20 protein-coding genes are annotated in these 22,748 nt (G+C 67.6%); 11 read left to right on the forward strand and 9 right to left on the reverse strand.

The window, feature by feature from the left end:
* Nucleotides 1–34: 34 nt before the first annotated feature.
* From BAU07_RS24930 to BAU07_RS24965, 8 genes are all read right to left on the reverse strand, one after another.
* Nucleotides 35–1,234 carry an acetyl-CoA C-acyltransferase gene (locus BAU07_RS24930; protein WP_066663867.1) on the reverse strand — a complete coding sequence of 400 codons (1,200 nt, stop codon included), beginning with the start codon at nucleotides 1,232–1,234 and terminating at the stop codon, nucleotides 35–37.
* Nucleotides 1,235–1,377: 143 nt separating this feature from the next.
* On the reverse strand, nucleotides 1,378–3,732 hold the full coding sequence (locus tag BAU07_RS24935) for a 3-hydroxyacyl-CoA dehydrogenase/enoyl-CoA hydratase family protein (protein ID WP_066665715.1): 2,355 nt from the start codon (nucleotides 3,730–3,732) through the stop codon (nucleotides 1,378–1,380).
* Between the two features lie 144 nt (nucleotides 3,733–3,876).
* Nucleotides 3,877–5,097: a cardiolipin synthase ClsB gene (gene clsB, locus BAU07_RS24940; protein WP_066663869.1), complete on the reverse strand. Its 1,221-nt coding sequence runs from the start codon at nucleotides 5,095–5,097 to the stop codon at nucleotides 3,877–3,879.
* The gene (locus tag BAU07_RS24945) at nucleotides 5,094–5,954 is read right to left on the reverse strand and encodes an endonuclease/exonuclease/phosphatase family protein (protein ID WP_066663872.1); all 861 of its coding nucleotides are present in this window, start codon (nucleotides 5,952–5,954) and stop codon (nucleotides 5,094–5,096) included. Before BAU07_RS24945 ends, clsB begins: the two co-directional genes overlap by 4 nt.
* A 19-nt stretch (nucleotides 5,955–5,973) precedes the next feature.
* Nucleotides 5,974–7,761 carry an aspartate--tRNA ligase gene (aspS, locus tag BAU07_RS24950; protein ID WP_066663875.1) on the reverse strand — a complete coding sequence of 596 codons (1,788 nt, stop codon included), beginning with the start codon at nucleotides 7,759–7,761 and terminating at the stop codon, nucleotides 5,974–5,976.
* Between the two features lie 95 nt (nucleotides 7,762–7,856).
* Nucleotides 7,857–8,525 carry a DUF502 domain-containing protein gene (locus BAU07_RS24955; RefSeq protein ID WP_198168949.1) on the reverse strand — a complete coding sequence of 223 codons (669 nt, stop codon included), beginning with the start codon at nucleotides 8,523–8,525 and terminating at the stop codon, nucleotides 7,857–7,859.
* 15 nt (nucleotides 8,526–8,540) lie between these two features.
* Complete coding sequence (locus tag BAU07_RS24960) at nucleotides 8,541–8,918, reverse strand: FmdB family zinc ribbon protein (protein WP_066663877.1); 378 nt, start codon at nucleotides 8,916–8,918, stop codon at nucleotides 8,541–8,543.
* Between the two features lie 213 nt (nucleotides 8,919–9,131).
* Nucleotides 9,132–10,397 (reverse strand): putative Na+/H+ antiporter, encoded by a 1,266-nt coding sequence (locus tag BAU07_RS24965; protein WP_066663878.1) that lies wholly within the window; start codon nucleotides 10,395–10,397, stop codon nucleotides 9,132–9,134.
* A 226-nt stretch (nucleotides 10,398–10,623) separates the two neighbouring features.
* Between BAU07_RS24965 and BAU07_RS24970 the strand changes: the two genes are divergently transcribed.
* Both BAU07_RS24970 and BAU07_RS24975 read left to right on the forward strand, forming a co-directional pair.
* Nucleotides 10,624–11,862 carry a CaiB/BaiF CoA transferase family protein gene (locus tag BAU07_RS24970; RefSeq protein ID WP_084025982.1) on the forward strand — a complete coding sequence of 413 codons (1,239 nt, stop codon included), beginning with the start codon at nucleotides 10,624–10,626 and terminating at the stop codon, nucleotides 11,860–11,862.
* A 12-nt stretch (nucleotides 11,863–11,874) separates the two neighbouring features.
* Nucleotides 11,875–12,828, forward strand: coding sequence for a hydroxymethylglutaryl-CoA lyase (locus tag BAU07_RS24975; RefSeq protein WP_066663880.1), 954 nt, complete (start codon nucleotides 11,875–11,877; stop codon nucleotides 12,826–12,828).
* Nucleotides 12,829–12,843: 15 nt separating this feature from the next.
* Here the strand turns inward: BAU07_RS24975 and BAU07_RS24980 are convergent, their stop codons facing one another.
* Nucleotides 12,844–13,632, reverse strand: a complete 789-nt coding sequence (locus tag BAU07_RS24980; protein ID WP_066663883.1) for a GntR family transcriptional regulator — start codon at nucleotides 13,630–13,632, stop codon at nucleotides 12,844–12,846.
* 122 nt (nucleotides 13,633–13,754) lie between these two features.
* Between BAU07_RS24980 and BAU07_RS24985 the strand changes: the two genes are divergently transcribed.
* The 9 genes from BAU07_RS24985 to BAU07_RS25025 all read left to right on the forward strand — a co-directional run bounded on the left by BAU07_RS24985 (nucleotide 13,755) and on the right by BAU07_RS25025 (nucleotide 22,747).
* Complete coding sequence (locus BAU07_RS24985; RefSeq protein WP_066663885.1) at nucleotides 13,755–14,639, forward strand: HpcH/HpaI aldolase/citrate lyase family protein; 885 nt, start codon at nucleotides 13,755–13,757, stop codon at nucleotides 14,637–14,639.
* Between the two features lie 138 nt (nucleotides 14,640–14,777).
* Nucleotides 14,778–15,992, forward strand: coding sequence for a CaiB/BaiF CoA transferase family protein (locus tag BAU07_RS24990; RefSeq protein WP_066663887.1), 1,215 nt, complete (start codon nucleotides 14,778–14,780; stop codon nucleotides 15,990–15,992).
* Between the two features lie 170 nt (nucleotides 15,993–16,162).
* A complete protein-coding gene (locus tag BAU07_RS24995; protein WP_066663889.1) occupies nucleotides 16,163–17,026 on the forward strand; it encodes a branched-chain amino acid ABC transporter permease in 864 nt (287 codons plus the stop codon).
* Nucleotides 17,023–18,033: a branched-chain amino acid ABC transporter permease gene (locus BAU07_RS25000; RefSeq protein ID WP_066663892.1), complete on the forward strand. Its 1,011-nt coding sequence runs from the start codon at nucleotides 17,023–17,025 to the stop codon at nucleotides 18,031–18,033. Before BAU07_RS24995 ends, BAU07_RS25000 begins: the two co-directional genes overlap by 4 nt.
* Nucleotides 18,030–18,737, forward strand: a complete 708-nt coding sequence (locus BAU07_RS25005) for an ABC transporter ATP-binding protein (RefSeq protein ID WP_066663893.1) — start codon at nucleotides 18,030–18,032, stop codon at nucleotides 18,735–18,737. The genes BAU07_RS25000 and BAU07_RS25005 overlap by 4 nt, the downstream gene beginning before the upstream one ends.
* An 81-nt stretch (nucleotides 18,738–18,818) precedes the next feature.
* Nucleotides 18,819–20,012 (forward strand): amino acid ABC transporter substrate-binding protein, encoded by a 1,194-nt coding sequence (locus BAU07_RS25010; protein WP_066663894.1) that lies wholly within the window; start codon nucleotides 18,819–18,821, stop codon nucleotides 20,010–20,012.
* Nucleotides 20,013–20,050: 38 nt separating this feature from the next.
* Nucleotides 20,051–20,839, forward strand: a complete 789-nt coding sequence (locus tag BAU07_RS25015) for an ABC transporter ATP-binding protein (protein ID WP_066663895.1) — start codon at nucleotides 20,051–20,053, stop codon at nucleotides 20,837–20,839.
* Entirely contained in the window at nucleotides 20,832–21,749 is a 918-nt protein-coding gene (locus BAU07_RS25020; protein WP_198168847.1) for an HpcH/HpaI aldolase/citrate lyase family protein, read from the forward strand. The genes BAU07_RS25015 and BAU07_RS25020 overlap by 8 nt, the downstream gene beginning before the upstream one ends.
* Nucleotides 21,746–22,747, forward strand: a complete 1,002-nt coding sequence (locus BAU07_RS25025; RefSeq protein WP_066663898.1) for an HpcH/HpaI aldolase/citrate lyase family protein — start codon at nucleotides 21,746–21,748, stop codon at nucleotides 22,745–22,747. Before BAU07_RS25020 ends, BAU07_RS25025 begins: the two co-directional genes overlap by 4 nt.
* Nucleotide 22,748 lies beyond the last annotated feature (1 nt).

Below are 22,748 nucleotides of genomic sequence, written 5' to 3' on the forward strand. Positions count from 1 at the left end.
GGGGGACCGGAACCTCCCGGCGCCTGGGACGATCCTACAGCCGCTCGAAGATCCCCGCCGCGCCCATGCCGGTCCCCACGCACATCGTCACCATCCCATAGCGAAGCTGCCGGCGCCGCAGGGCATGTACCACGGTGGCGGCGCGGATGGCGCCGGTCGCTCCCAAGGGATGCCCCAACGCGATGGCGCCGCCCAGCGGGTTCACACGCGCCGGATCCAGGCCCAGATCGCCGATGACGGCAAGCGATTGCGCGGCGAAGGCTTCGTTCAGCTCTATCCAGTCGATGTCCCGCAGCTGCAATCCCGCCTGCCGCAGCACCGCGGGTATGGCTTCCTTGGGCCCGATGCCCATGATCTCCGGCGGCACGCCGCGCACGGAGAACGAGACGAAACGCGCCAGCGGCGTCAGCCCATGGTCGCGCACGGCGCGCTCCGAAGCCAGGATCAGCGCGCCCGCGCCATCGGAGGTTTGTGAGCTGTTGCCCGCCGTGACGCTGCCGCGCGCCGCGAACACCGGCTTCAGGCGCGCCAGCGCGTCGGCCGAGGTGTCACGCCGCGGCCCCTCGTCCTGGCTGAAATCGCGGCGCACCGTATCGACGTCCAGCGATTGCGGGTTGGGCTGGCGGCCGAGCAGCGGCACCGGCGTGATTTCGTCGGCGAACTCCCCGGCATCCTGGGCCGCGATGGCGCGTTGGTGCGATTGGAGGGCGAATGCATCCTGCGCTTCCCGCGAGACTTTCCATTGCTGGGCCACGCGCTCCGCCGTCAGGCCCATGCCATAGGCAATGCCGATATCCTCGTCATTGGCGAAAACCTGCGGGGAGAAGGATGGGGCATGGCCCATCATGGGGACCTGGCTGAGCGATTCCGTGCCGCCGGCGATGACGACATCGGCCCCGCCGACGCGGATGCGGTCGGCGGCCATGGCGATGGCGCTCAGGCCGGAGGCGCAGAAGCGGTTGACGGTGATGCCCGCCACGCTGGCGGGCAGGTCCGCGAGCAGCACGGCGATGCGCGCGACATTCAGGCCTTGTGAGCCTTCCGGGCGCGCGCAGCCGATGATGGCATCGTCGATCGCGGCCGGGTCCAGCGTCGGGACCTGCGCCAGGGCGGCGCGCAGGATATGGGCCAGCAACTCGTCCGGACGCGTATGGCGCAGGGCGCCCTTGGGCGCCCTGCCGACCGGCGATCGCGTGGCCGCGACGATGTAGGCGTCTTGCAGGATACGGCTCATGGCGAGACTCCGGGACGTTGCCGTCCGACGATTGCATAGGATCCACGTTGGCGCCCGGCAAGCGTGTGAGCGCCACGCCGCGCGCCTTCAGTTCCGGGAAGAGCCGGCGCGAGAGGAAATGGACAGGCCATCCGGAATGGGCCTCAGTTGCGCACCGGCTTGCCGGTCTTCAGCATGCCCATGATGCGTTCATGGGTCTTGGGATTGGCGAGCAGCCGCAGGAAGGCGCGCCGCTCCTGCGCCAGCATCCACTCCTCGTCGACCAGCGTGCCCGGATCGACATCGCCGCCGCATATCACCTCGGCCACGCTGCGGCCCAGCTCGTAATCGTGGGCGGAGATGAAACCGCCGTCGCGCAGGTTGACCAGTTGCGCGGTCAAGGTCGCCGCGCCGTCGCGACCGGCCACCGGGAAAGGCGCCGGCAAGGGCGGTCGCCACCCGGCATCGGCCAGCGCGCCCGCATGCTGGATGGCAACGTAAAGCAGTTCGTCTTCCTGCATGACGATGGGGTCGCTTTCCCGCAGATAGCCGATCTGCCGCGCTTCCAGCGCGGAGCGTGAAACCTTGGCCGTGGCGACCGCTTCGGCGAATTTCTGCAGGAAGGGCAACAAGGGCTGGTCGGGCGCCGTCATTGCGCGCTGTTCGGCCGCGCGGCGGGCGCAATAGGCCAGGCCGCCGGCGCCGGGCACCAGCCCCACGCCGACTTCGACCAGGCCGACGTAGCTCTCCAGGTGCGCCACGCGGGCCGCGGCATGCACGGAGATTTCGCAGCCGCCGCCCAGCGCCAGGCCGGCGATGGCGACGACCGTCGGCACCTGGGCGGCGCGGAAGCGCTGCGCGACGCGTTGCAGTTCGCGTTCCATGGGTTCGATGGCCGCGACGCCGCCCTGCATATAGGCGGGCAGCATGGCTTGCAGGTCGGCCCCGGCCGAAAAAGGCGGCCCGCCCTGCCACACGACCAGTCCGCGATAGCGCGCTTCGGCCAGCTCCACCGCGTGCAGCAGCCCGCGCGTCACGGCAGGGTTGATGGTGCGCATCTTGGTCTTGAACGAGGCCATCAGGATGTCGTCGCGGGCGCCGTCCGGCGGCGTCCACAGCCGGATGGCGTCGTCCTCGAACACCGTGCGCCCGATGGGGTCGCGCGGCTCGCCGGCCAGGCGCGGCGGGGCCAGTTGGCGCCGGTACACCGGCAGCGCGCGCCGTGGCTGGAATTCACCGGCGCGCGGGTTCCAGGAACCGGCACCGGTATGGACACCGCCCGCCTGCGCCACCGGACCCTGCATGACCCAATCGGGCAAAGGTTCCGATGCCAGGGCATGCCCGGCCGCGATGTCCTCCTGTATCCATTCGGCCACGGTCAGCCATCCCGCCGACTGCCAGACTTCGAAGGGCCCCTGCGCATGCCCGAAGCCCCAGCGCATGGCGAAGTCGACGTCGCGCGCGGTTTCGGCGATATCCGCCAGGTGCACGGCGGCGTAGTGGAAGGTGTCCCGCAGCAGCGCCCACAGGAAGCGGCCCTGCGGCTGGGTCGATTCGCGCAGCGCGCGCAGCCGGCGCGCCGGGTCGCGTTCCGCCAGGGCGGCCGCCGTGGACTCGTCCAGCGGGCCGTCGGCCGCAACATACTCGCGGCGCTGCGGATCCAGGCGCAGGATGGCCTTGCCTTCCTTGCGATAGAAGCCAGCGCCGGTCTTCTGGCCCAGTGCGCCTTGCTCCAGCAGCGCCGCCAGCACCGGTGGCGTGGCGAAGGCCGCGCGGAAGGGGTCGCCGGGCAGGCCGTCCTGCATGGTGCGCACCACGTGGGCCAGGGTGTCCAGGCCCACCACATCCGCCGTGCGGAAGGTGCCGGATTTGGCGCGGCCCAGGCGTTCGCCGGTGAGCTGGTCGACCACGTCGTAGGTCAGGCCGGCTTTTTCGGCTTCGATCATGGCGGCCAGGATGCCGAAGACGCCGATGCGATTGCCGATGAAGTTGGGCGTGTCCTTGGCGCGCACCACGCGCTTGCCCAGGTCCGAGACCAGGAAGGTCTCCAGCCGGTCGAGCAGGCCGGCGTCGGTCTGCTCGGCAGGAATAAGCTCGACCAGCGGCATATACCGCGGCGGGTTGAAAAAGTGCACGCCGCAAAAGCGCGGCCGCACGGCGTCGGGCAAGGTGGCGGCCAGCGAGTCGATGGACAACCCCGAGGTATTGGTGGCCAGCGTGGCATGCGGGGCCAGCGCGGGCACGATGCGCCGGTAGAGGTTCTGCTTCCAATCCAGGCGCTCCGCGATGGCCTCGACGACGAGGTCGCAATCGCGCAGCAGGTCCAGGTGTTCCTCGTAGTTCGCCGGCCGGATATGGGCCGCCAGTTCCGGCGCGGCCAGCGGCGCCGGGTTCAGGCGGCCGAGGCCCGCAATGGCCTTGCGCGCGGTGGCGCTGCGATCGGACTCGTCGGCCGGCAGGTCGAACAGCACCACGGGCACTCCGGCATTGACGCAGTGGGCGGCGATCTGCGCCCCCATCACGCCCGCGCCCAGCACCGCGATGCGGCGGATGCGTGCGGTGTCGCCCACCTGTCCCGCAGCGGGGGACGCGTCACTCCCCCGGGTGGATCGCTCGCCGCTTTGTATCGGTGTAGTCATCGCCGCCGTCTCCTTGCCGTCGCATCAATACTGCCTCGATTGGCCGGTCAGCGCCACTGCCAGACGCAACAGGGTGTAGGAGGCGTTATCCACGAAGCGTCGCGGCCAGCCGCGGCGATGATGATCCGCGGAGCGCACCAGCCGGCCGCCGCGCGCGATTTCCTCTTCCAGCTTGTGGCGCAGGTACGATGCGAACCCGGGGTCATCCACGACGACATTGGCTTCGCGCGCCAGCAGCAGGCTGAAAGGATCGAGGTTGGACGAACCGACGGTGGCGACGTCGTCGATGACCGCCACCTTGGCATGCAGGTAGCTGGGCATGTACTCGTAGATCTCGATGCCGGCCTTCAGCAGGTCGGCGTACAGCGCATGGGTGGCGTAGTACTGCAGGCGATACTCCACCTTGCCCTGCAACAGCAGCCGCACCCGCACCCCGCGCGCGACGGCGCGCTTGAGGGCCCGGCGAAAGCGCAGGCCGGGGAAGAAGTAGGCGTTGGCGATCAGGATTTCGTTCTGCGCACGGGCAATGCCGTACAGATAGGCCCGCTCGAAGGTCTGCCGCCACCGCAGGTTGTCGCGCAGCACCAGGGCGGCGCGCAGCTTGCCGGGCGGCTCGGCGAGTGGCGGAAAGTACGGACGGCGCAGGCGGCGGCGCTCGTCCGCCCTATCGTTGCGCGCCACGGCGCGCCGGTTCAGCCTGATCCACAAGAGCTCCTGCGCATGCACCGCGTAGGCCACGAGCGGACCCTTGGCCTCGACGGCGAAGTCGAAGCGCGGGTTCGCCGGTATGTCGTCACCGGCGTTCAGATCGTCGTAGTCGTCGACGATATTGATACCGCCCACGAACGCCACGCGGCCATCGACCACCGCGACCTTGCGGTGCAGGCGGCGCAGGCGGCTGCGCGAGAACAGCAGGCGCCGCAGCCAGCGCGGTTCGGGACGAAAGACGCGGCACTGGCCGCCCGCCGCGATGATGCGCTGCCGGACCTCTTCGCAATGTTCCTGGCTGCCGAATCCATCGATGACCACGCGCACCTTGACGCCGCGCGCGCTGGCGCGGGCCAGGGCGTCCAGCACGCGCTGCGCCGTGCGGTCCAGCGTGAAGATGTAGGTCTCCAGGTGGACCGACGCCATCGCCGTGTCGATGGCATGGCACAGCGCCGGAAAGAATTCGGCGCCGTTCTTCAACAGGCGGACGTCATTTCCTTCCGCCCAGTGCAGTCCCAGCGGCCGACGCGGGGTCACGGCAATTCCAGTTCCGCGAGCAGGGGAGCATGGTCCGACAGCTTGGACCAGGCACGCCCGCGCAGTACGCGCGCGCTGCGCACGGCGAAACCGCGCTGGTAGATGCGATCCAGGCGGAACCAGGGGAACACGGCGGGGAACGTCCGCGGGGGCGGCGCGACGCGGTAATTGCCCTGCATGGTCAACTGGTTGTTCCGTTCCAGCATGGCCAGGCTGTTCGGTACGCCGCGCAGCACGTTGCTGAGGCGGCGCATCGACTCGCGCAGGCGCGGCCCCTCGCCGCCCACCAGCTTGGGCGCATGGGAGAAGACTTCATACACGCCGAGCCGCTGCACGAACAGCGGCGCGAGCCGGTCGCTCCAATCATTGAAGTCCCCGGCGATCAGGATGGGCGCGCCGGGCGGCACCATGCGGTCGATCCGGTCCACCAGCGCCTGGATTTGCCGCATGCGGCTGCCGGCGAACAGGCCCAGGTGCACCACGAAGCAATGCACCTCGCGGTCAGCCACGCCGACGGTGGCATGCAGCAGGCCACGCTGTTCCAGCCGGTGATCCGAAATATCCTGGTTCTCGTGGTCGACGATGGGATAGCGCGACAGCAGCGCATTGCCGTGGTCGGTGTGGTCGCGGACGGCATTGCGGCCGTAGCACATCTCCATGTGCAGCGCCGCGGCCAGCGACATGTGCTGCGCGTCCAGCACGTTGCGGCTTTCGTTGCGTCCCTGCACTTCCTGCAGGAAGACCAGGTCGGGCCGCAGCCCGTACAGGCCCAGACGCAACTCCTTGAGGGAGTCCCGCGCACCGAGCGCGGAACGACCCTTGTGGATGTTGTAGCTGACGACGCGCAGCAAGGACATGGCGGCAGCCTGGCGCGCGCTACTTCACTTCGGCGGCGCGCAGGCGGATGTGCAATTCCCGCAACTGCTTTTCGTCCACGGGCGAAGGCGCCTGCGTAAGCAAGTCCTGCGCACGCTGCGTCTTCGGGAACGCGATGACGTCGCGGATGGATTCCGCGCCGGTCATCATGGTGACGATGCGGTCCAGGCCGAAGGCAATGCCGCCGTGCGGCGGGGCGCCGTATTGCAGCGCGTCCAGCAGGAAGCCGAACTTCTGGCGGGCTTCCTCGGCGTTGATCTTCAGCGCGCGGAAAACCTTGCTCTGCACTTCCTCGCGGTGGATACGCACGGAGCCGCCGCCGATCTCCCAGCCGTTCAGCACCATATCGTAGGCCTTGGCGAAAGCCTTGCTGGGATCGGTTTCCAGGAAGTCTTCGTGGCCGTCCTTCGGGCTGGTGAAGGGATGGTGCGCGGCGGTATAGCGCCCTTCTTCCTCGTCGTATTCGAACATGGGGAAGTCGACCACCCACAGCGGCCGCCAGCCGGCGGTGAACAGGCCGCTCTGCTTGCCGAACTCGCTGTGGCCGATCTTGACGCGCAGCGCGCCGATGGCGTCGTTGACGACCTTTTCGCGATCGGCGCCGAAGAAGATGATGTCGCCATCCTGCGCGCCGGTGCGCTTGAGCAGTTCCGCCAGCGCCGCGTCATGGATGTTCTTGACGATGGGCGATTGCAGGCCGTCGCGGCCCTTGGCGGCTTCGTTGACCTTGATCCAGGCCAGGCCCTTGGCGCCGTAGATGGCGACGAACTGCGTATAGGTGTCGATTTCGCTGCGCGACAGCGCGCCGCCGCCCGGCACGCGCAGCGCCACGACACGGCTGCCCGGCGTGGCGGCCGCGCTGGCGAAGACCTTGAAGTCGACATCGCGCATGATATCGCTGATGTCGGTGAACTCCAGCGACACGCGCAGGTCCGGCTTGTCCGAGCCATAACGGCGCATGGCTTCGGTCCACGTCATGGACGGGAATGGCGCCGGCAGGTCGACGTTCTGCACCACCTTGAAGACGTGGCGAATCATGCTTTCGAATATTTCGCGGATCTCGACTTCGTTCAGGAAGGAGGTCTCGCAGTCGATCTGGGTGAACTCGGGCTGGCGATCGGCGCGCAGGTCTTCGTCGCGGAAGCATTTGGTGATCTGGTAGTAGCGGTCGAAGCCGGACACCATCAGCATCTGCTTGAACAACTGCGGCGATTGCGGCAAGGCGAAGAACTGCCCCGCGTTCACCCGCGACGGCACCAGGTAGTCGCGCGCGCCTTCGGGCGTGCTCTTGGTCAGCATCGGCGTTTCGATGTCGATGAAGCCCAGCGTATCCAGGAACTTGCGCACCTCGATGGAGACGCGATAGCGCAGCATCAGGTTGCGCTGCATCTGCGGCCGGCGCAGGTCCAGCACGCGGTGCGTCAGGCGGGTGGTTTCGGAAAGATTGTCGTCATCCAGCTGGAACGGCGGCGTGACGGACGGGTTCAGGATCTCGACTTCCTTGCACAGCACTTCGACCTCGCCCGACGCGAGATCGGCGTTCGCCGTCCCTTCGGGGCGCAGGCGGACCAGCCCGGTCACACGAATGCAGAACTCGTTGCGCAGGCGTTCCGCGGTGGCGAAGGCCGCGTTGTCAGGGTCGAATACGATCTGCGCCAGGCCGGCGCGATCGCGCAGGTCGATGAAGATGACCCCGCCATGGTCGCGGCGGCGGTTTACCCAGCCGAACAGGGTAACGGTCTGACCGAGGTGGTCACGGCAAACCTGGCCGGTGTAGCAGGTACGCATGCGGGATGACTCCGTTTCTTACTTTGTTGAGGCGCTACGTAAAGCGTCGCGATTAGGGATCAAGGAGCGGGCCGCCCGGCCCGCCCCGTCGGTATTCAGGGAGCATCTCCTGGCGGCAGCCGGACACCCGGCGCCGTGGGAATTCCGGCCGGACGCACGGGCGGCGCCGTCGGTCCCGGCGGCGGCGCCACTACGCCCATGGAGACGACGTAGCGCAATGCGGCGTCGACGCTCATCTGCAGTTCGATGACTTCCGCGCGCGGCATCATCAGGAAGAAGCCCGAAGTCGGGTTGGGCGTGGTCGGCACATACACACTGACATGGTCTGGCGGCAGGTGGCCGGCCACCTCGCCGCTGGGCGTGCCGGTCAGAAAGGCGATGGTCCAGGACCCTTGCCTCGGATACTGCACCAGCACAGCCTGGCGGAAGGCCTGGCCGTCCGGCGCCAGCACGGTGTCGCTGACCTGCTTGACCGAGTTGTAGATGGAACGCACCAGGGGGATGCGCCCGAGCAGCTTTTCCCACTGTTCCAGCAGGGTGCGCCCGAGCAGGTTGGCGGCGAAGACACCCGTCAGAAGCACCACCAGGATAACCAGCAGGAAGCGGAAACCCGGGATGTCGATGCCGAGCAGGGACTGCGCCGACAGGAAACCCGGGACAAAGCCCTCCAGCGTGGCGATGAGAACGCCCAGCACCCATATGGTGATGACCAGCGGCACCCAGATCAGGAGGCCGGTGATGAAGTATTTCTTGAATATGCGCATCGCCATGGCGCTGGATCAGGACGCCGAGGGCGTCGAAGAAGCCGGGGCGGCCGGTGCGGGCGCCGCCGCGGGCGTCGCGGCCGCGCCAGACGATTTGGCGTCGCCGCCCTTGGCCGCGGCGCCGTCGCCGCTGCCGGCAGCTTCGCCCGTGGCCGGCGCCGTGCCCTCTTCCTTGCCGCCGCTCTTGGCGCCGTTAGCGCCGCCGCTTCCGTTGTTGCGGAAATCGGTGACATACCAGCCGGAGCCCTTCAACTGGAAGCCGGCCGCGGTGACCTGCTTGGAAAAGGTGCTGGCCCCGCACTCGGGGCAGTCGGTCAGCGGCGCGTCGGAAATCTTCTGGAGCACGTCCTTGGCATGGCCGCACGTGCTGCACTTGTAAGCATAGATAGGCATGAATCCACTCCCTGGGCCGCCGGCGCGAAAGAACCCGCCACGGGCGCCGCCGTACAGGGACGAGGCGACAGGGACGGGGCCGGCAAAAATACGGGAAAGTCTTGAATTTTAGCGGGTTTTTCCCGGGGGGGCGGCGAGCATGGGCGCTCCGCCGAAACCCCGTGGCGACGGTTCACGGTGCCGTGCCAGCCGCTTGGCGGGCGCGGCGCGCCGCTACACCGGCAGCAGGAACATCCCCGCGGCCACCAGCGTGGGGAACAAGGCGGACAGGAACAGCCGGCCGGCCGAGATGCTGCCGTCCGGAAAATAGTTCTTCAGGATGGCGAAGCCCGCCGGGTTCGGCGCGTTGGCGATCACCGTAAGGCCCCCGCCGGTGACGGCCCCGGCCACCAGCATGTAGCGCCAGACCTCGTCCGTGCCCTGCACCAGCGAACCCAGGTAGGTCAGCGCCGCATTGTCCGTAATGGCGGTCAGCGCGGTCGCGCCCCAGAAGAGCACCGTCGGCGACAAACCGCCGAGCAGGCTTTGCAGCCACCATTGCTGCAGTCCGCCCAGTACCACCAACCCCGCCAGGAAGAAGCCCACCATCAGGCCTTCTTTGATCATCAGGCGGCTCTGGTGGCGCTTGTACGCTTCCGTGTAGCCGATGAACATCATCATGAGGCTCAGGAAGATCGCCGGATGGTGGGCGCTCAGCACCACGCCGACCAGGAAAACCAGATGAACGAGCATCACCACGACGGGCACGTCCGGCCGGCCATCGTTGTCGCGCGTCGCCGGATTCCCGCCCTCCAGCAGCGCCTTGCGGCAGACGAAGGTCAGTACGCCCGCGTTGATGAACACCGCGATCGCCGCGCGCCAGCCGAAGTGCGTCGCCATGTGCGCCGCGTCCCAGCCGAAGGTGGAAGCCACCATCAGCACGGGCGGGGCCGCGTACGAGGTCAGCACCCCCCCTATCGACACGTTGACGAAGAGCACGCCCAGCGTCAGGTACTTGAACCCGGCGCGGCCGCCCTCGCGGAAATAGGCGTCGCGCAGCAGGATGGCGGCCAGCGTCATCGCCGCGGGCTCGGTGATGAAGGAGCCCGCCAAGGGAACGATGGACAGCACCACCAGATAGGTGCTCAATTCGTTGCGTATCGGCAGCACGCGCGCCAGCAGGCGCACCACCGCATCGACGAATTCCAGGATGGGACGGCTGCCGGCCACCACCATGATGACGAAAACGAACAGCGGCTCGGTGAAATTGCGCGTGTCCATATAGCCGATCGCCGCCTCAGTACCGCCCAGTAACGCCATGCAGACGATCAGCACGAACGCCCATACGCCGAAGACGGCTTCGACCTCCGCGAGCATGTGCCACACGCCGGCATGTGGCCCATTGCGGTGCGCCATGCGCGCGAAGAGCGGAACTGAAAAGGTGTGCAGAACGGCGATGGCGAATAGCAGCGTCGCGATCGCGTCGATCGTGTTTGGCATGTGCGAGATCCCTTGTTTTTTCAGCGGCAAGGCGCGCACGGCCTTGGCGGCCGGCGGCTGTGCCGCGCTGCGGCAGCACGGACTATACCGAACGATCAACGGTCCGAGGGCCCGGCTGCGCGCTGGACGGCGCGCGCCGCGCACTGGAAGGCCCCGCTGCTTATCGAGGCTTGACGACGACCGTGTGCCGGCCTAATGTACGTACAAACGCACATAAGGAGACACCATGGCGGCGCCACATGTCATGGAAGGGGCGCTATCCGGCGTCAAGGTGCTCGAGCTTTCCAACTTCCTCGCAGCACCCATGAGCACGATGTTCATGGCGGACTTCGGCGCCGACGTCCTCAAGGTCGAGCAGCCCGGCAAGGGCGACGAAGTCCGTTACTGGGGCGAAAACCGCAACGGCGTGGGGCTGTACTACAAGGTGCTCAATCGCGGCAAGAAATCCGTCACGCTGGACTTGCGCACCCCCTTGGGCGTGGAAGCGGTCAAGCGCCTCGCCGCCGACGTCGACCTGGTTGTCGAGAACTACCGCACGGGCACCCTGGAGAAGTGGGGCATCGGGTACGAGACGCTGCGCGCGGTCAATCCCGGCCTGGTCATGATGCGCATCACGGGCTATGGGCAGACCGGGCCGTACAGCGATCGCCCCGGCTTCGGCACGCTGGCCGAGGCCTATGCCGGCTATGCGCATATCAGCGGCTACCCGGACGACGCGCCGCTGCTGCCGGGCTTCGGGCTGGCCGACTCCACCACGGGACTGATGGCGGCGTTCCTGGCCCTGGTGGCCCTGAACGAAAGGCGGCGCAGCGGGCGCGGCCAGTACGTCGACCTGGCCATCTACGAGACCCTGCTCACCCTTATCGGGCCGCACGTCGTCAATTACGACCAGCTCGGTATCGTGCAGCAGCGCGCCGGCAGCCGACTGCCTTTCACGGCGCCTCGCAACACCTACCGCACGCGCGATGGCAAATGGGTGACCATAGGCGGCAGCGCCCAGTCGGCGTTCATCAATATCTGCGAAACCCTGGGCATTCCCGACCTGGTCCGGGACCCGCGCTTTTCGGACAACCGGCAGCGGCTGCGCAACGTGCAGGCCCTGGACGACGCCATCCAGGCCGCGGTGTCGCGCTTCGGCCTGGCGGAGTTGCTGGCCCGGTCGGAGGAGCGCCGCTGCACGATGTCCCCTGTCAATGACGTGGCGCAGATCATGGCCGACCCGCACATCCGGAGCCGCGAAAACATCCGCGCCGTTTTCGACGAGGAGCTCGGTTGCGACCTGCGCATGCAGGATGTCGTGGGCAAGCTGTCCGCATCGCCGGGCGCGATACGCCATCCCGGTCCCCGGCTGGGCCAGCACAACCGCGAAATCCTGGTGGAGCGCCTGGGCTACAGCGAGGCCACCCTGGCCGAAGCTGGCATCACCCTGGACCTGCCGCCCGCCGCCGAACCGCCGGCATTGTGAAGGAGACCGCGCATGTACCTGCCAGAGCAGATCGACATCGTTGAAGTCGGCCCCCGCGACGGCCTGCAAAGCCTGCGCAAATGGGTGTCCACCGAGGACAAGGTGCGCATGGTGGACCGCCTGTCCCAGGTCGGATTTCCCGTTATCGAGGTCACCGGCTTCGTGCATCCGCGCGTTATCCCCAACCTGCGGGACGCCGAGGCGGTATGCGAGCGCATCGCCCGGCGTCCCGGCATCGTCTACCGCGGCCTCGCGCCCAACGCCCGGGGCGCGGAGCGCGCCGCCGCGGCGCGCGTGGACGAAATCGTGGGGTTGACCATCGCCAGTGCCTCGTACCTGAAGAAGAACCAGAACATGTCGCCGGCGCAGGCCAATGCGCAGGCCATCGAGGCCTTTCGCATCGCCGACGCCAGGGGGCTGCGCTATGTGCTGGCCATCGGCATGGCGTTCTGGTGCCCATATGAAGGCAGGATCGCGCAGGAGCGCGTGCAGGCCATGGTGGACGAGTTTCGCAACGCCGGCATCCGCCGCCTCTACCTGGCTGGGTCGGTCGGCATGGAGGACCCGCGCCACGTCGGCGAGCTTTTCGCGCGCCTGCGCGACCGCCATCCCGACGTCGAGCTGGGCTTCCATGTCCATAACCTGGGCGGCATGGCGACGGCGAACATGCTGGCCGCGCTGGACGCCGGCGCGTGCTGGCTGGAAGGCGCGATCTGCGGCATCGGCGGCGGCATCGCCATGCCGGAATCATTGGGCGCAGTGGGCAACTTCCCCAGCGAGGACATGACACGCATGATGTCCCTGATGGGCGTGCAGACCGGCCTCGATCCCGATACCGTGCTGGCCGCGGCGCGCGACATCGGCCGCCTGCTGGACATCACGCCGCGCAGCCATTCCGCGCAGGGCGGCACGCGCGAAGCCGTCATGCGCTGGGGCCGCGAACACCCCCACGAGCACCCGTCCTGACCGGGCCTGCGCTGTTCATTCCTCCGCGCTGTGCGCGCGGAACGTGGTGCTCTGCGTATAACGCCCGCTCGGATAATGACCGATTCCCACTTCGACGACCGAACCCTGGCGGTCCAGGTAATACCGCGATATCCGCAGCGCGGCCTGGCCGGCCTCCGCCTTCAGCGCGCGCGCCATCTCGGCCGTGAGCGTCGCCGCGGTGATTTCCTGCAGCACCTCGACGATGCGCACGCCGTAGCGGGCTTCCACCAGCGAATAGATCGGACACTTGATGATGCGCGCCTTGCCGATCGCGCCCGCGTATTCGGGACGCAGGTAGGCTTGCAGGTAGCACAGCGGCACCGTGCCGCCCGGCACCTTGCGCACGATATTGGTTTCCGACCAGGCCTGGCCGGGAGCGCACCGCAACAGTTCGGCGAAGCCGGCGTCGGCAACGATCTCGCGGCGGGACTTGACGTGCATGACGGTGGCGTCGACGAACTGCAGCAGGTCGGAAATATTCTGGATGCCGCTGAAGAAGCGCGGCGCTTCCGGCCGCGCGCGCACCTTGGTGCCGATACCGGGCCGCGACCACAGCAGGCCTGCTTCCTTCAATTCACGCAGCGCCTGCCGCACGGTATGCCGGCTGACGCCGTAGCGCAGCGCGAGTTCGCCTTCGGTGGGCAGCGTGCTGCCGATCGGATAACGCCCGCCGTGGATGTCCGCCGCCAGTGTTTGCGCCAGGGTGACATAGAGGGGATGGCGCCCTCCGGCGAGGGCGCCGGCATGGGACGGATCATCGGCGAAGGAAGATGTAGAACGCATCGGATCGGCAAAAGGGTGGATGGTAAACGCCGCAGGTTGACAGTCGCCGGCGCGGCCCGTATTGTACGTACAAACGCACATTTGGCACAGCTGCCCCGGGTGGAAATTTCGGAGAGACTCGCATGACGGTGTTCAGGTCCTTTCTATTCGCACCCGCCAACCACCCGCGCCGCGTGGAAAAAGCCCTGACCCTGGACGCGGACGCCGTCATCCTGGACCTGGAAGACGCCTGCGCCGTGTCGGAGAAAGCCGCCAGCCGGCCGCGCGTCTGCGAAGCCATGGCGCGTCCCCGGCGCGGCCTGGGTTATGTCCGCGTCAATCCCCTGTCCACGACTTTCGCCTATGGCGACCTGACGGAGACCGTGCGGCCTGGCCTGGACGGCGTCGTCCTGCCCAAGGTGGAATCCGCCGCCGACCTGCGCACGGCGGACTGGCTGATGACCCAGCTCGAACGGGAGCATGGCATGCCGGAAGGCAAGGTCGACCTCATACCCATCATCGAGACGGCTCTCGGCCTGGCCCGCCTGCCCGAGATCGTGGCCGCCGTCCCGCGCGTGCGCCGCCTTGCCTTCGGTGCCGGCGACTTCACGCTGGACCTGGACCTGACGTGGACGCGCAACGAGGACGAGCTTGCGCCCTATCGCGCCCAGGTCGTGCTGCATTCGCGCGCCGGCGGGTTGGAACCTCCCCTGGACACCGTCTGGGTGGACCTGAAGGATCCCGAAGGCTGCGCCGCTTCCGCGCGCAAGGCGCGCGAGATGGGTTTCCAGGGCAAGCTTTGCATCCACCCGGACCAGGTGGATATGGTGAACCGCGCCTTTTCTCCCACCGAGGCCCAGGTCGCCCGCGCCCGGCGCGTCCTGGACGCCTTCGCCGAAGCAGAGGCCACCGGCTCATCGGCCATCCAGCTGGATGGCCAGTTCATCGACTATCCCATCGTCTACGCGGCGCGCCGCGTCGTGGCGATGAGCGAAAAACTGGCGCAGCGCAGCAACCCGGCCGCGTAGCCGCGCTGTCGCATCGCCACATCACGTATCACCGGATCTCCGCATCACCGGATTTCGCAGCACTGGATTTCGCAGCACCGCATGACCATGAACGCATGAATGCATAAGCGGGATACCCGCGCGAACAGGAGACTAGCCATGGCAAACGCAGCGACCGGCGTACGGCCCCTGGACCACCTGAAGGTGATCGACGTATCGAGCTTCCTGGCCGGACCGTTCTGCTCCACGCAGCTCGCCGAATTCGGTGCCGATGTCATCAAGCTGGAGCTGCCGAAAGTGGGCGACGCGCTGCGGCGCTTCGGCAGCGTGACGCCATCGGGCGACACCCTGCCCTGGCTTTCCGAATGCCGCAACAAGAAGTCCGCCACGCTGGACCTGCGCACACCTGACGGCGCGGAGCTGCTCAAGGCGTTGATCAAGGACGCCGATGTGCTCGTTGAAAACTTCCAGCCCGGCACCCTGGAGAAATGGAACCTGGGCTGGGATGTGCTGAAGGAAGTGAATCCGCGGCTCATCATGGTGCGCATCTCGGGCTACGGCCAGACTGGTCCCTACAGCGGCCGGCCGGGCTTCGGCCGCATCGGCAATGCCTTCGGCGGCTTGTCCTACCTGGCCGGATTTCCCGACCGCCCGCCCGTCACGCCGGGGTCGGCCACCATCCCGGACTACATGGCCGGCCTGTATGGCGCGCTGGGCGTGCTGCTGGCGTTGCAATCGCTGGCCAAGACGGGACGCGGCCAGGTCGTCGACATCGGACTGTACGAGCCGATTTTCCGCATCCTCGACGAACTGGCGCCTGCCTATCACATGAAGGGCTACGTGCGGCAGCGCATGGGCCCGGGCACGGTGAACGTCGTGCCGCACAGCCACTATCCGACGGCCGACGGCCGCTGGGTTGCCATCGCCTGCACCAGCGACAAGATCTTCGAGCGCCTGGCCGTGGCCATGGGCGTCCCGGAGCTCGGCGGGACGGGGAAATGGGGCACCATCACGCAGCGCGAGGCCGAGCGCGCGCAGGTCGACGAATACGTGGGGGCATGGAGCGCGCAGTACACGCGCGATGAAGTGCTGCGGCTGTGCGAGGAGCACCAGGTTCCCTGCGGTCCCGTCTATGCGATCGACGAGATCTTCGAGGATCCGCAGTACGCCGCGCGCGGCAATATCGTCTACTTCAATGACGAGCGGGTCGGCGAGTATGCGGTGCCCAATGTCGTGCCGCGCCTGACCGATACCCCGGGCGGTATCGACCGGCTCGGGCCGGCGCTGGGAGAGCACAACGACGAGGTCTACCGCAAGCGCCTGGGACTGTCGGAAGCCCGCATCCAGGCGCTCAAGGAAGCCGGCGTGATCTAGGTCCTGGTCCGGCACCGACAGGCGTCGGCACGCCGGCGCCACGGGCGCCTTGGCGGGAAGGCGAAGCACCAGCGAAGAGACGAAGACAGGGGCGTGCCGCCGCGGGCAACGACCCCGACGAACGAAAACGCGGCGACCGCGACGCCGCGCAGTAGGGAGGAGACGTCATCGTGCCCATTTTCGAGTTGCTCGTGGCCGGCATCCTGCTGGGCGGCCTGTATGCCTTGATGGCATGCGGGCTGAACCTGGTGTTCGGCGTCATGCGCGTCATCAACTTCGCGCATGGCGACCTGCTGGCCGTCGGCGCCCTGACCACCGTGTCCATCGTCGCCGGACTGCACCTGCCCTACATCGCCGCGCTGGTGGCCGTGCCGCTCCTGACCGCAGCCATCGGGCTGGCCATGCAGTGGATCGTGATCCGGCGCATCGCCGACGGTCCCATGATCATGTCGCTGCTGGCGACCTTCGCGCTGTCGACCATCATCGTCAACGTGTCCATCCTGATCTGGGGCGGCGGCTATCGCGGCCTGCCCACGGTGCTGGGCGGCTCGGTGGCGCTGGCGGGCATGGACATCCCGCTGTCGCGCCTGGTGTCTTTCCTGGTCGCGATGGCCGCCACGCTGGGCGTATGGTGGTTCCTGCAGGCCACGCGCTACGGCAAGGCGATCCGTTCGGTATCGCAGGCGCCTGAACTGGCCGTGATCTCGGGCATTTCGATCAACCAGGTGCGCAACGTGACCTTCGCGCTGGGCGCGGCCATGGCGGGCCTGGCGGGGGTGCTGCTGGCGCCGACCTTCGCGTCCGATGCGCAATTGGGCGCGCGCTTCGGCATCAAGGCCTTCGCCGTCATCATCGTCGGCGGCATGGGCAGCTATCCCGGGGCCATGGTCGCCGCGCTGCTGATGGGCATCCTGGAGGTCTTCGCGGGCTATCTCTACGGACAGGTATTGGGGGCGGCCACGGTCTTCCTGGCCATGCTGGTCGTTCTCATCGTGCGACCGCGCGGCGTGTTCGGCATAGGAGCGCGCGCATGAAGGGCATCCTGCTGCTGGGCGTGGCCGTGCTGGCGGCCGCCACTGTCCCGCTGTACGCCGGCTCGTACCCCCTGTCCTTCCTGGTGCAGACCTTTATCTTCATCGGACTGGCGTATTCCTGGAACCTGATCGGAGGCTATGCGGGCTACACCCACTTCGGCCAGGTGGCCTTCTTCGGCATCGGCGCCTACGTCGGCGCGATCGCCATCGGCCACGGCATGCCGTGGCCATGGGCGGCGCTGCTGGCCGCCGTATGCGCGGCGCTGTGCGCGGCGGTGCTCGGCGCGATCATGCTCAGGCTGAAGGGACCCTTCTTCGCCATCGGCATGTTCGGCATCGCCCGTGTCTGCGAATCGCTGGCGCTGGGGCTGGATGGCATCACGCAAGGCGGCACCGGCCTCTACCTGACCGCGGTGGACCTGGACAGCATGTACTACGTGGCCGGCGCCGTCGCGCTGGTCCTGCTGCTGGCCACCTGGCGGCTGGACAGCTCGCGGCTGGGTTTGCAACTGCTGTCGATACGCGAAGACGAAACCGCGGCCGCCGCGCTGGGTGTCCGCACCACGCGGCTGAAGGTGGGCACCTTCATCGCCTCGGCCTTCATGCCGGGGGCCATCGGCTGCCTGTACGCCTGCTACCTGGGCTTCATCGATCCCACGACGGCCTTCGCCCCCATGACGGAGCTCACGGTCATCGCCATGGTGCTGCTGGGCGGCATGGGCACGGTGCTGGGTCCCCTGGTCGGCGCGGTCGTGCTGTCGGTGGTCAACGAGGTGCTGTGGGCGCGCCTGCCCGAGATCTATCTGTCCCTGGTTGGCGTGATCATCCTGATCGCCGTGCTGTTCATGCCGCGCGGCATCGTCAACTTCGCGCAGCGGCGCGCGTGGCCCTGGGTGCCGGTGGCGCGCGGTCACTTGCGGCGTATCGCCGACCGGCGCGCGCGGCGCGACGGTCCTGCGCGCAAGGCGATGCATCCTTCGTCCCCCAAGGAGCTGCTCAAGCCATGACGCGGGAAAACATCCTCCTGGTCGAGAACGTGCGCAAGAGCTTCGGCGGCCGCGTGGCGCTGGACGGCGCCAGCCTGGAAATCGCCAAGGGCTCCATCACCGGCGTGATCGGTCCCAACGGCTCGGGCAAGTCCACGCTGTTCAATATCGTCGCCGGCACCCTGTCGCCGGACGCCGGCCGCGTCGTCTTCGACGGCAAGGACCTGGCGCATTCCTCACCGGCCGAAATCTGCCGGCGCGGGCTGGGACGAACCTTCCAGATTTCGCGCCTGTTTTCCGAACTGACCGTCCTGGAAAACCTGGTGGTGATCGCCCATGGCCTGTCCGACGCCGATGCGGTGCAGCGCGCGCTGGAACTGCTCGACTTCCTGGAGATCACGCCCCTGCGCGACAAGTGGGGCGCCGAGCTTTCCTATGGACAGCGCAAGCTGGTGGAAATCGCCCGCGCGCTGATGCTGGCGCCCCGCGTGATGTTGCTGGACGAGCCGTTCGCCGGCATCAACCCACGCCTGCAGAACCGCATCGTCGAGCACCTGCAGGCGCTGCGCCAGCAAGGGCTGACCCTGTTTTTCATCGACCACGAAATGCGCATCGTGCTGGAGATATGCGACGACCTGTATGTGCTGGCACAAGGGCAGATCATCGCCCACGGCGACGCGGCGGCCATCCGCGCCGACGATCGCGTGAAGGAAGCGTACTTCTAGGCCCTGGCGCGGGGCGGTGCGCTGCCGTGCGTTTCCGCAGCCCGCGGCGCGCGCAAAGCCTTACAACGAGAGGAGACGAACATGAAAGCCGGACTCGCAAGATGGGCCCTGACCCTGGCGGTGGCAGGCGTCACCGCCATCGCCATGACCAGCGCCGCCCGCGCGGCGGACCAGAAGCCGATACGCGTGGGCGTGGCGCTGTCCCAGTCGGGCAACCTGGCCGACAGCGCCAAGCACTATTGGGAAGGCGTGAAGCTATGGAGCGACCAGGTCAACGCCCGCGGCGGGCTGTTGGGACGCCAGGTGGAGCTGATCGTCTACGACGATCGCAGCGACCCGGCCACCGCGGCGCGCCTGTATGAAAAGCTGATCAGCGACGACAACGTCGACCTGCTGTTCGGACCGTGGGGTTCGGCCTCCGCCGCGACGGCATCGGCGGTGGCGAACCGGCACAAGCGGATCTTCTTCAATTCCGGTGGCGCGTCCGAGCAGATCCAGGAGCGCGGCTTCAAGTATGTGTTCCAGACCGCCGCCCCGATCAGCGCCTATGTCGCCAGCATCGGGCCCCTGGCGGAGAAGCACCAGTTGAAGACCATCGCCTTCTTCGGGCGCGACTACCCGGCGGCGCGCGACATGGCCAAGTCCATCAATGCCATCGCCGAGAAGCGCAACCTCAAGGTCGTCGCCTCCGAATACTTCCCGGCCGGCACCACGGACTTCTCGTCCATGATCGCGCAGGCGCGCCAGTTGCAGCCCGACATCTGGGTATCGGTCGGCTATCCGAACGAGGCGATCGAGATGGTGCGGCAGTTCAAGGCGTCGAACTACCTGCCCAAGGTATTCATCCACAACGGCGTGTCGATCGACGACTTCCTGAAGGCCTCCGGCAAGGACGGCGAATATGCCTTCGGCATGTCGCTGTATGAACCGTCGCTCAAGACCAAGGGCAACGTGGAATTCGTCAAGGCTTACCAGCAAACCTACAAGACGGATCCAGGCTATTACGCCGCGTTCTCCTACGCCGGCGCCACCGTCATGGAAGCGGCGGTCAAGCAGGCCGGCTCGCTGGACCAGGAGAAACTGCGCGAGGTGCTGACCAAGCTGGAGACCGACACGGTCATGGGCCACCACAAGGTCGATCCCAACACCGGCAAGCAGGTCGGCGTCACCGGCCTGCTGGTACAGGTGCGCGACGGCAAGCGGCAGATCGTCATGCCGCTGGACGTCAAGACACAGGATGCGGTCATCCCCATGCCGCCCTGGAACAAGCGCTAGCGTGCAGGTCCGGGACGGCCGCGCAGAGGAGATTCGCGATGATCGCTGGCACCGATATCTTTCTGGACATGCAGGCGGTGACCACCGGCTATGGCGACGTGCCGGTGGTGCGCAACGCCAGCATGGCGTTCGCGCGCGGCGGTATTACGGCGGTGATCGGCTCCAACGGCGCCGGCAAATCCACCGCGATCAAGGCGGCGGCCGGCCTGCTGCCGGTATGGAAGGGCCGCGTCCTGATCAATGGCGCCGATGTCACCGCCGAGGCGCCGCACAAGCGCCTGGGCCGGGGCGTCGCCTTTGTGCCGCAGGGCCGTATCGTGCTGCCGGAGATGACGGTACGCGAGAACCTGGACATCGGCGCCTATATCCTGGGCAACGACCGGGCCCGCATCGACCGGGCGCTGGAACGCGTGGTGGCGACCTTTCCCATCATCGGTGAACGCATGCGCCAGTTGGCCGGCACCATGAGCGGCGGCGAACAGCAAATGCTGGCCATCGGGCGCGCGTTGATGACCGATCCCACCGCCGTCATCCTGGACGAACCCTCATTGGGGCTGTCGCCCAAGTTCGTCAACACGGTGTTCGACAAACTGACCGAACTGGCGGCCGCCGGCCTGACGGTGATCATGGTCGAACAGAAGGCCTCGCGCGCACTGCAGATCGCCGACAGCGGCTATGTCATGCATACCGGCCAGGTGGTCTATTCCGGTCCGGGCCGCGAATTGCTGGACAACCCCAACGTACAACGGCTGTTCCTGGGCGAGGTTCCAGAGGAAATCGACCGGCTGATCGCCGCGGCGCATGAGGACGAGGTGCTGCATGGCTGAGCCGCGCCTGCGCCGCACCTTGCTGATGACACCGGGCAACCGCGAGGACCGCCTGCGCAAGGCCGCATCCTACGCCGCCGACGCCCTGGTCTATGACCTGGAAGACAGCGTGCCGCCCGCCGAAAAGCCGCGCGCCCGGGCATGCGTCAACGCGGTGCTGGGCACGCTGGCAGACGACGGCCGCGAACGCTGCGTGCGCATCAATGCCCTGGACACGCCCCATGGCATGGACGACCTGCAGGCCCTGCCCTACGACCGCATCGATTCCATCATGGTGCCCAAGGTGGAATCCGCGGATGCATTGCGTGATATCGATGCGCGCCTGAGGCGGCTCAGGGTCGACCACGGCCGTGCGCGGCCCATCGAGATCATCGCGCTTGTGGAGACGCCGCGCGGCATCCTGAAGGCGCTCGAGATCGCCGACGCCTCGCCACGGACGACGGCCCTGTTCTTCGGCTCCGGCGACTACACCTCCGCGCTGGGAGCCACGGTGTCGTCCGTTACGCTGCATCACCCGCGCGCGGTCATCGCGGCGGCCGCGGCCGCCGCGGGCCTGCAAGCCATCGACGCCGCCTTCTTCCTGGACGTGAAAAATGCCCAGGCCACGCGCGAGGACGCGCTGGAGGCACGCGCCTTGGGCTTCGCCGGCAAGGTCGTCTTCCACCCCAACCAGATCGCGGCGGTCAACGAAGTGTTCTCGCCCTCCACGGCGGACATCGAACGCGCCCGCCGTATCGTGGCCGCGCACGAAGAACAACTGCAACGCGGGCATGGCACGGGAGTCGCCGATGGAATTTTCGTCGCGGTGGACCTGGTCCCGCCGGCGCGGCGGCTGTTGCAACTGGCCGAGATGCTGGCGCAGCGCGAGCGCCGGACGGCTCCCAATCCCACATCGAGAGCGCAACCATGATGTTTCCGCATCCCGACACCCTTGCGATGCGCCGGCCCGAGCGCCTGCAGCGCTCCGAGCTGGCCGTCCCTGCCACCAGCCCACGCTTTTTCGCGAAGGCCGCCGCCAGCGCGGCCGACGTGATTTTCCTGGACCTGGAAGACGCCGTGGCCCCGCATGCCAAGGACGAGGCGCGCGCCAACGCCGTGGCGGCGCTGAACGAGATCAACTGGGGCACCAAGACCATGGCGGTCCGCGTCAATGGCCTGGACACCGCATGGGCGCTGCGCGACATCGCGGACGTTGTGCGCCTGGCCCCGCGCCTGGACCTGATCCTGCTCCCCAAGCCGGGATCGGCCTTCGACATCCAGTTCGTGGACCAGTTGCTCACGCTGATCGAACGCGAAACCGGCCGCGACAAGCGCACCGGCATCGAGGCGCTGATCGAAACGGCACAGGGCGTGGCGAACGTCGAAGCCATCGCCCAGGCCTCGCCGCGCCTGGAAGCACTGATCTTCGGCGTGGGCGACTACACAGTCGACATGCGGACCTATGACGCGGTGTTCGGCACGCCGAGCGCCCGCTACGCGGTACTGACGGACGCCGGTCATGACGGCATACGCCAGCGCCATTGGAACGACCAGTGGCATTTCGCCATGGCGCGCATGGCAAACGCCTGCCGCGCGTATGGACTGCGTGCCGTGGATGGCCCCTACACCGATTTCAAGGACAGCGACGGATACCGCGGTTCCGCCGCGCGCGCGGCAGCGTTGGGCTTCGAGGGCAAATGGGCCATCCACCCCAGCCAGATCGACATGGCCAACGAAGCCTTTTCCCCCACGCCGGACCAGTTGGAATGGGCCGCGCGCGTGACGCGCATCCTGGATGCGAGCAACCGTGGCGGGCAGGGCGCCGCCAGCGATGACGGCGTCCTGGTCGACATGGCGCATCTCAAGCAGGCCGGCCACATCGCACGGCGCCAGGCGCTGATCGACGGCAAGACGGCGGCGCGGCGCTAAC

This window comes from Bordetella flabilis (genome assembly GCF_001676725.1).
Classification (GTDB): domain Bacteria; phylum Pseudomonadota; class Gammaproteobacteria; order Burkholderiales; family Burkholderiaceae_B; genus Bordetella_C; species Bordetella_C flabilis.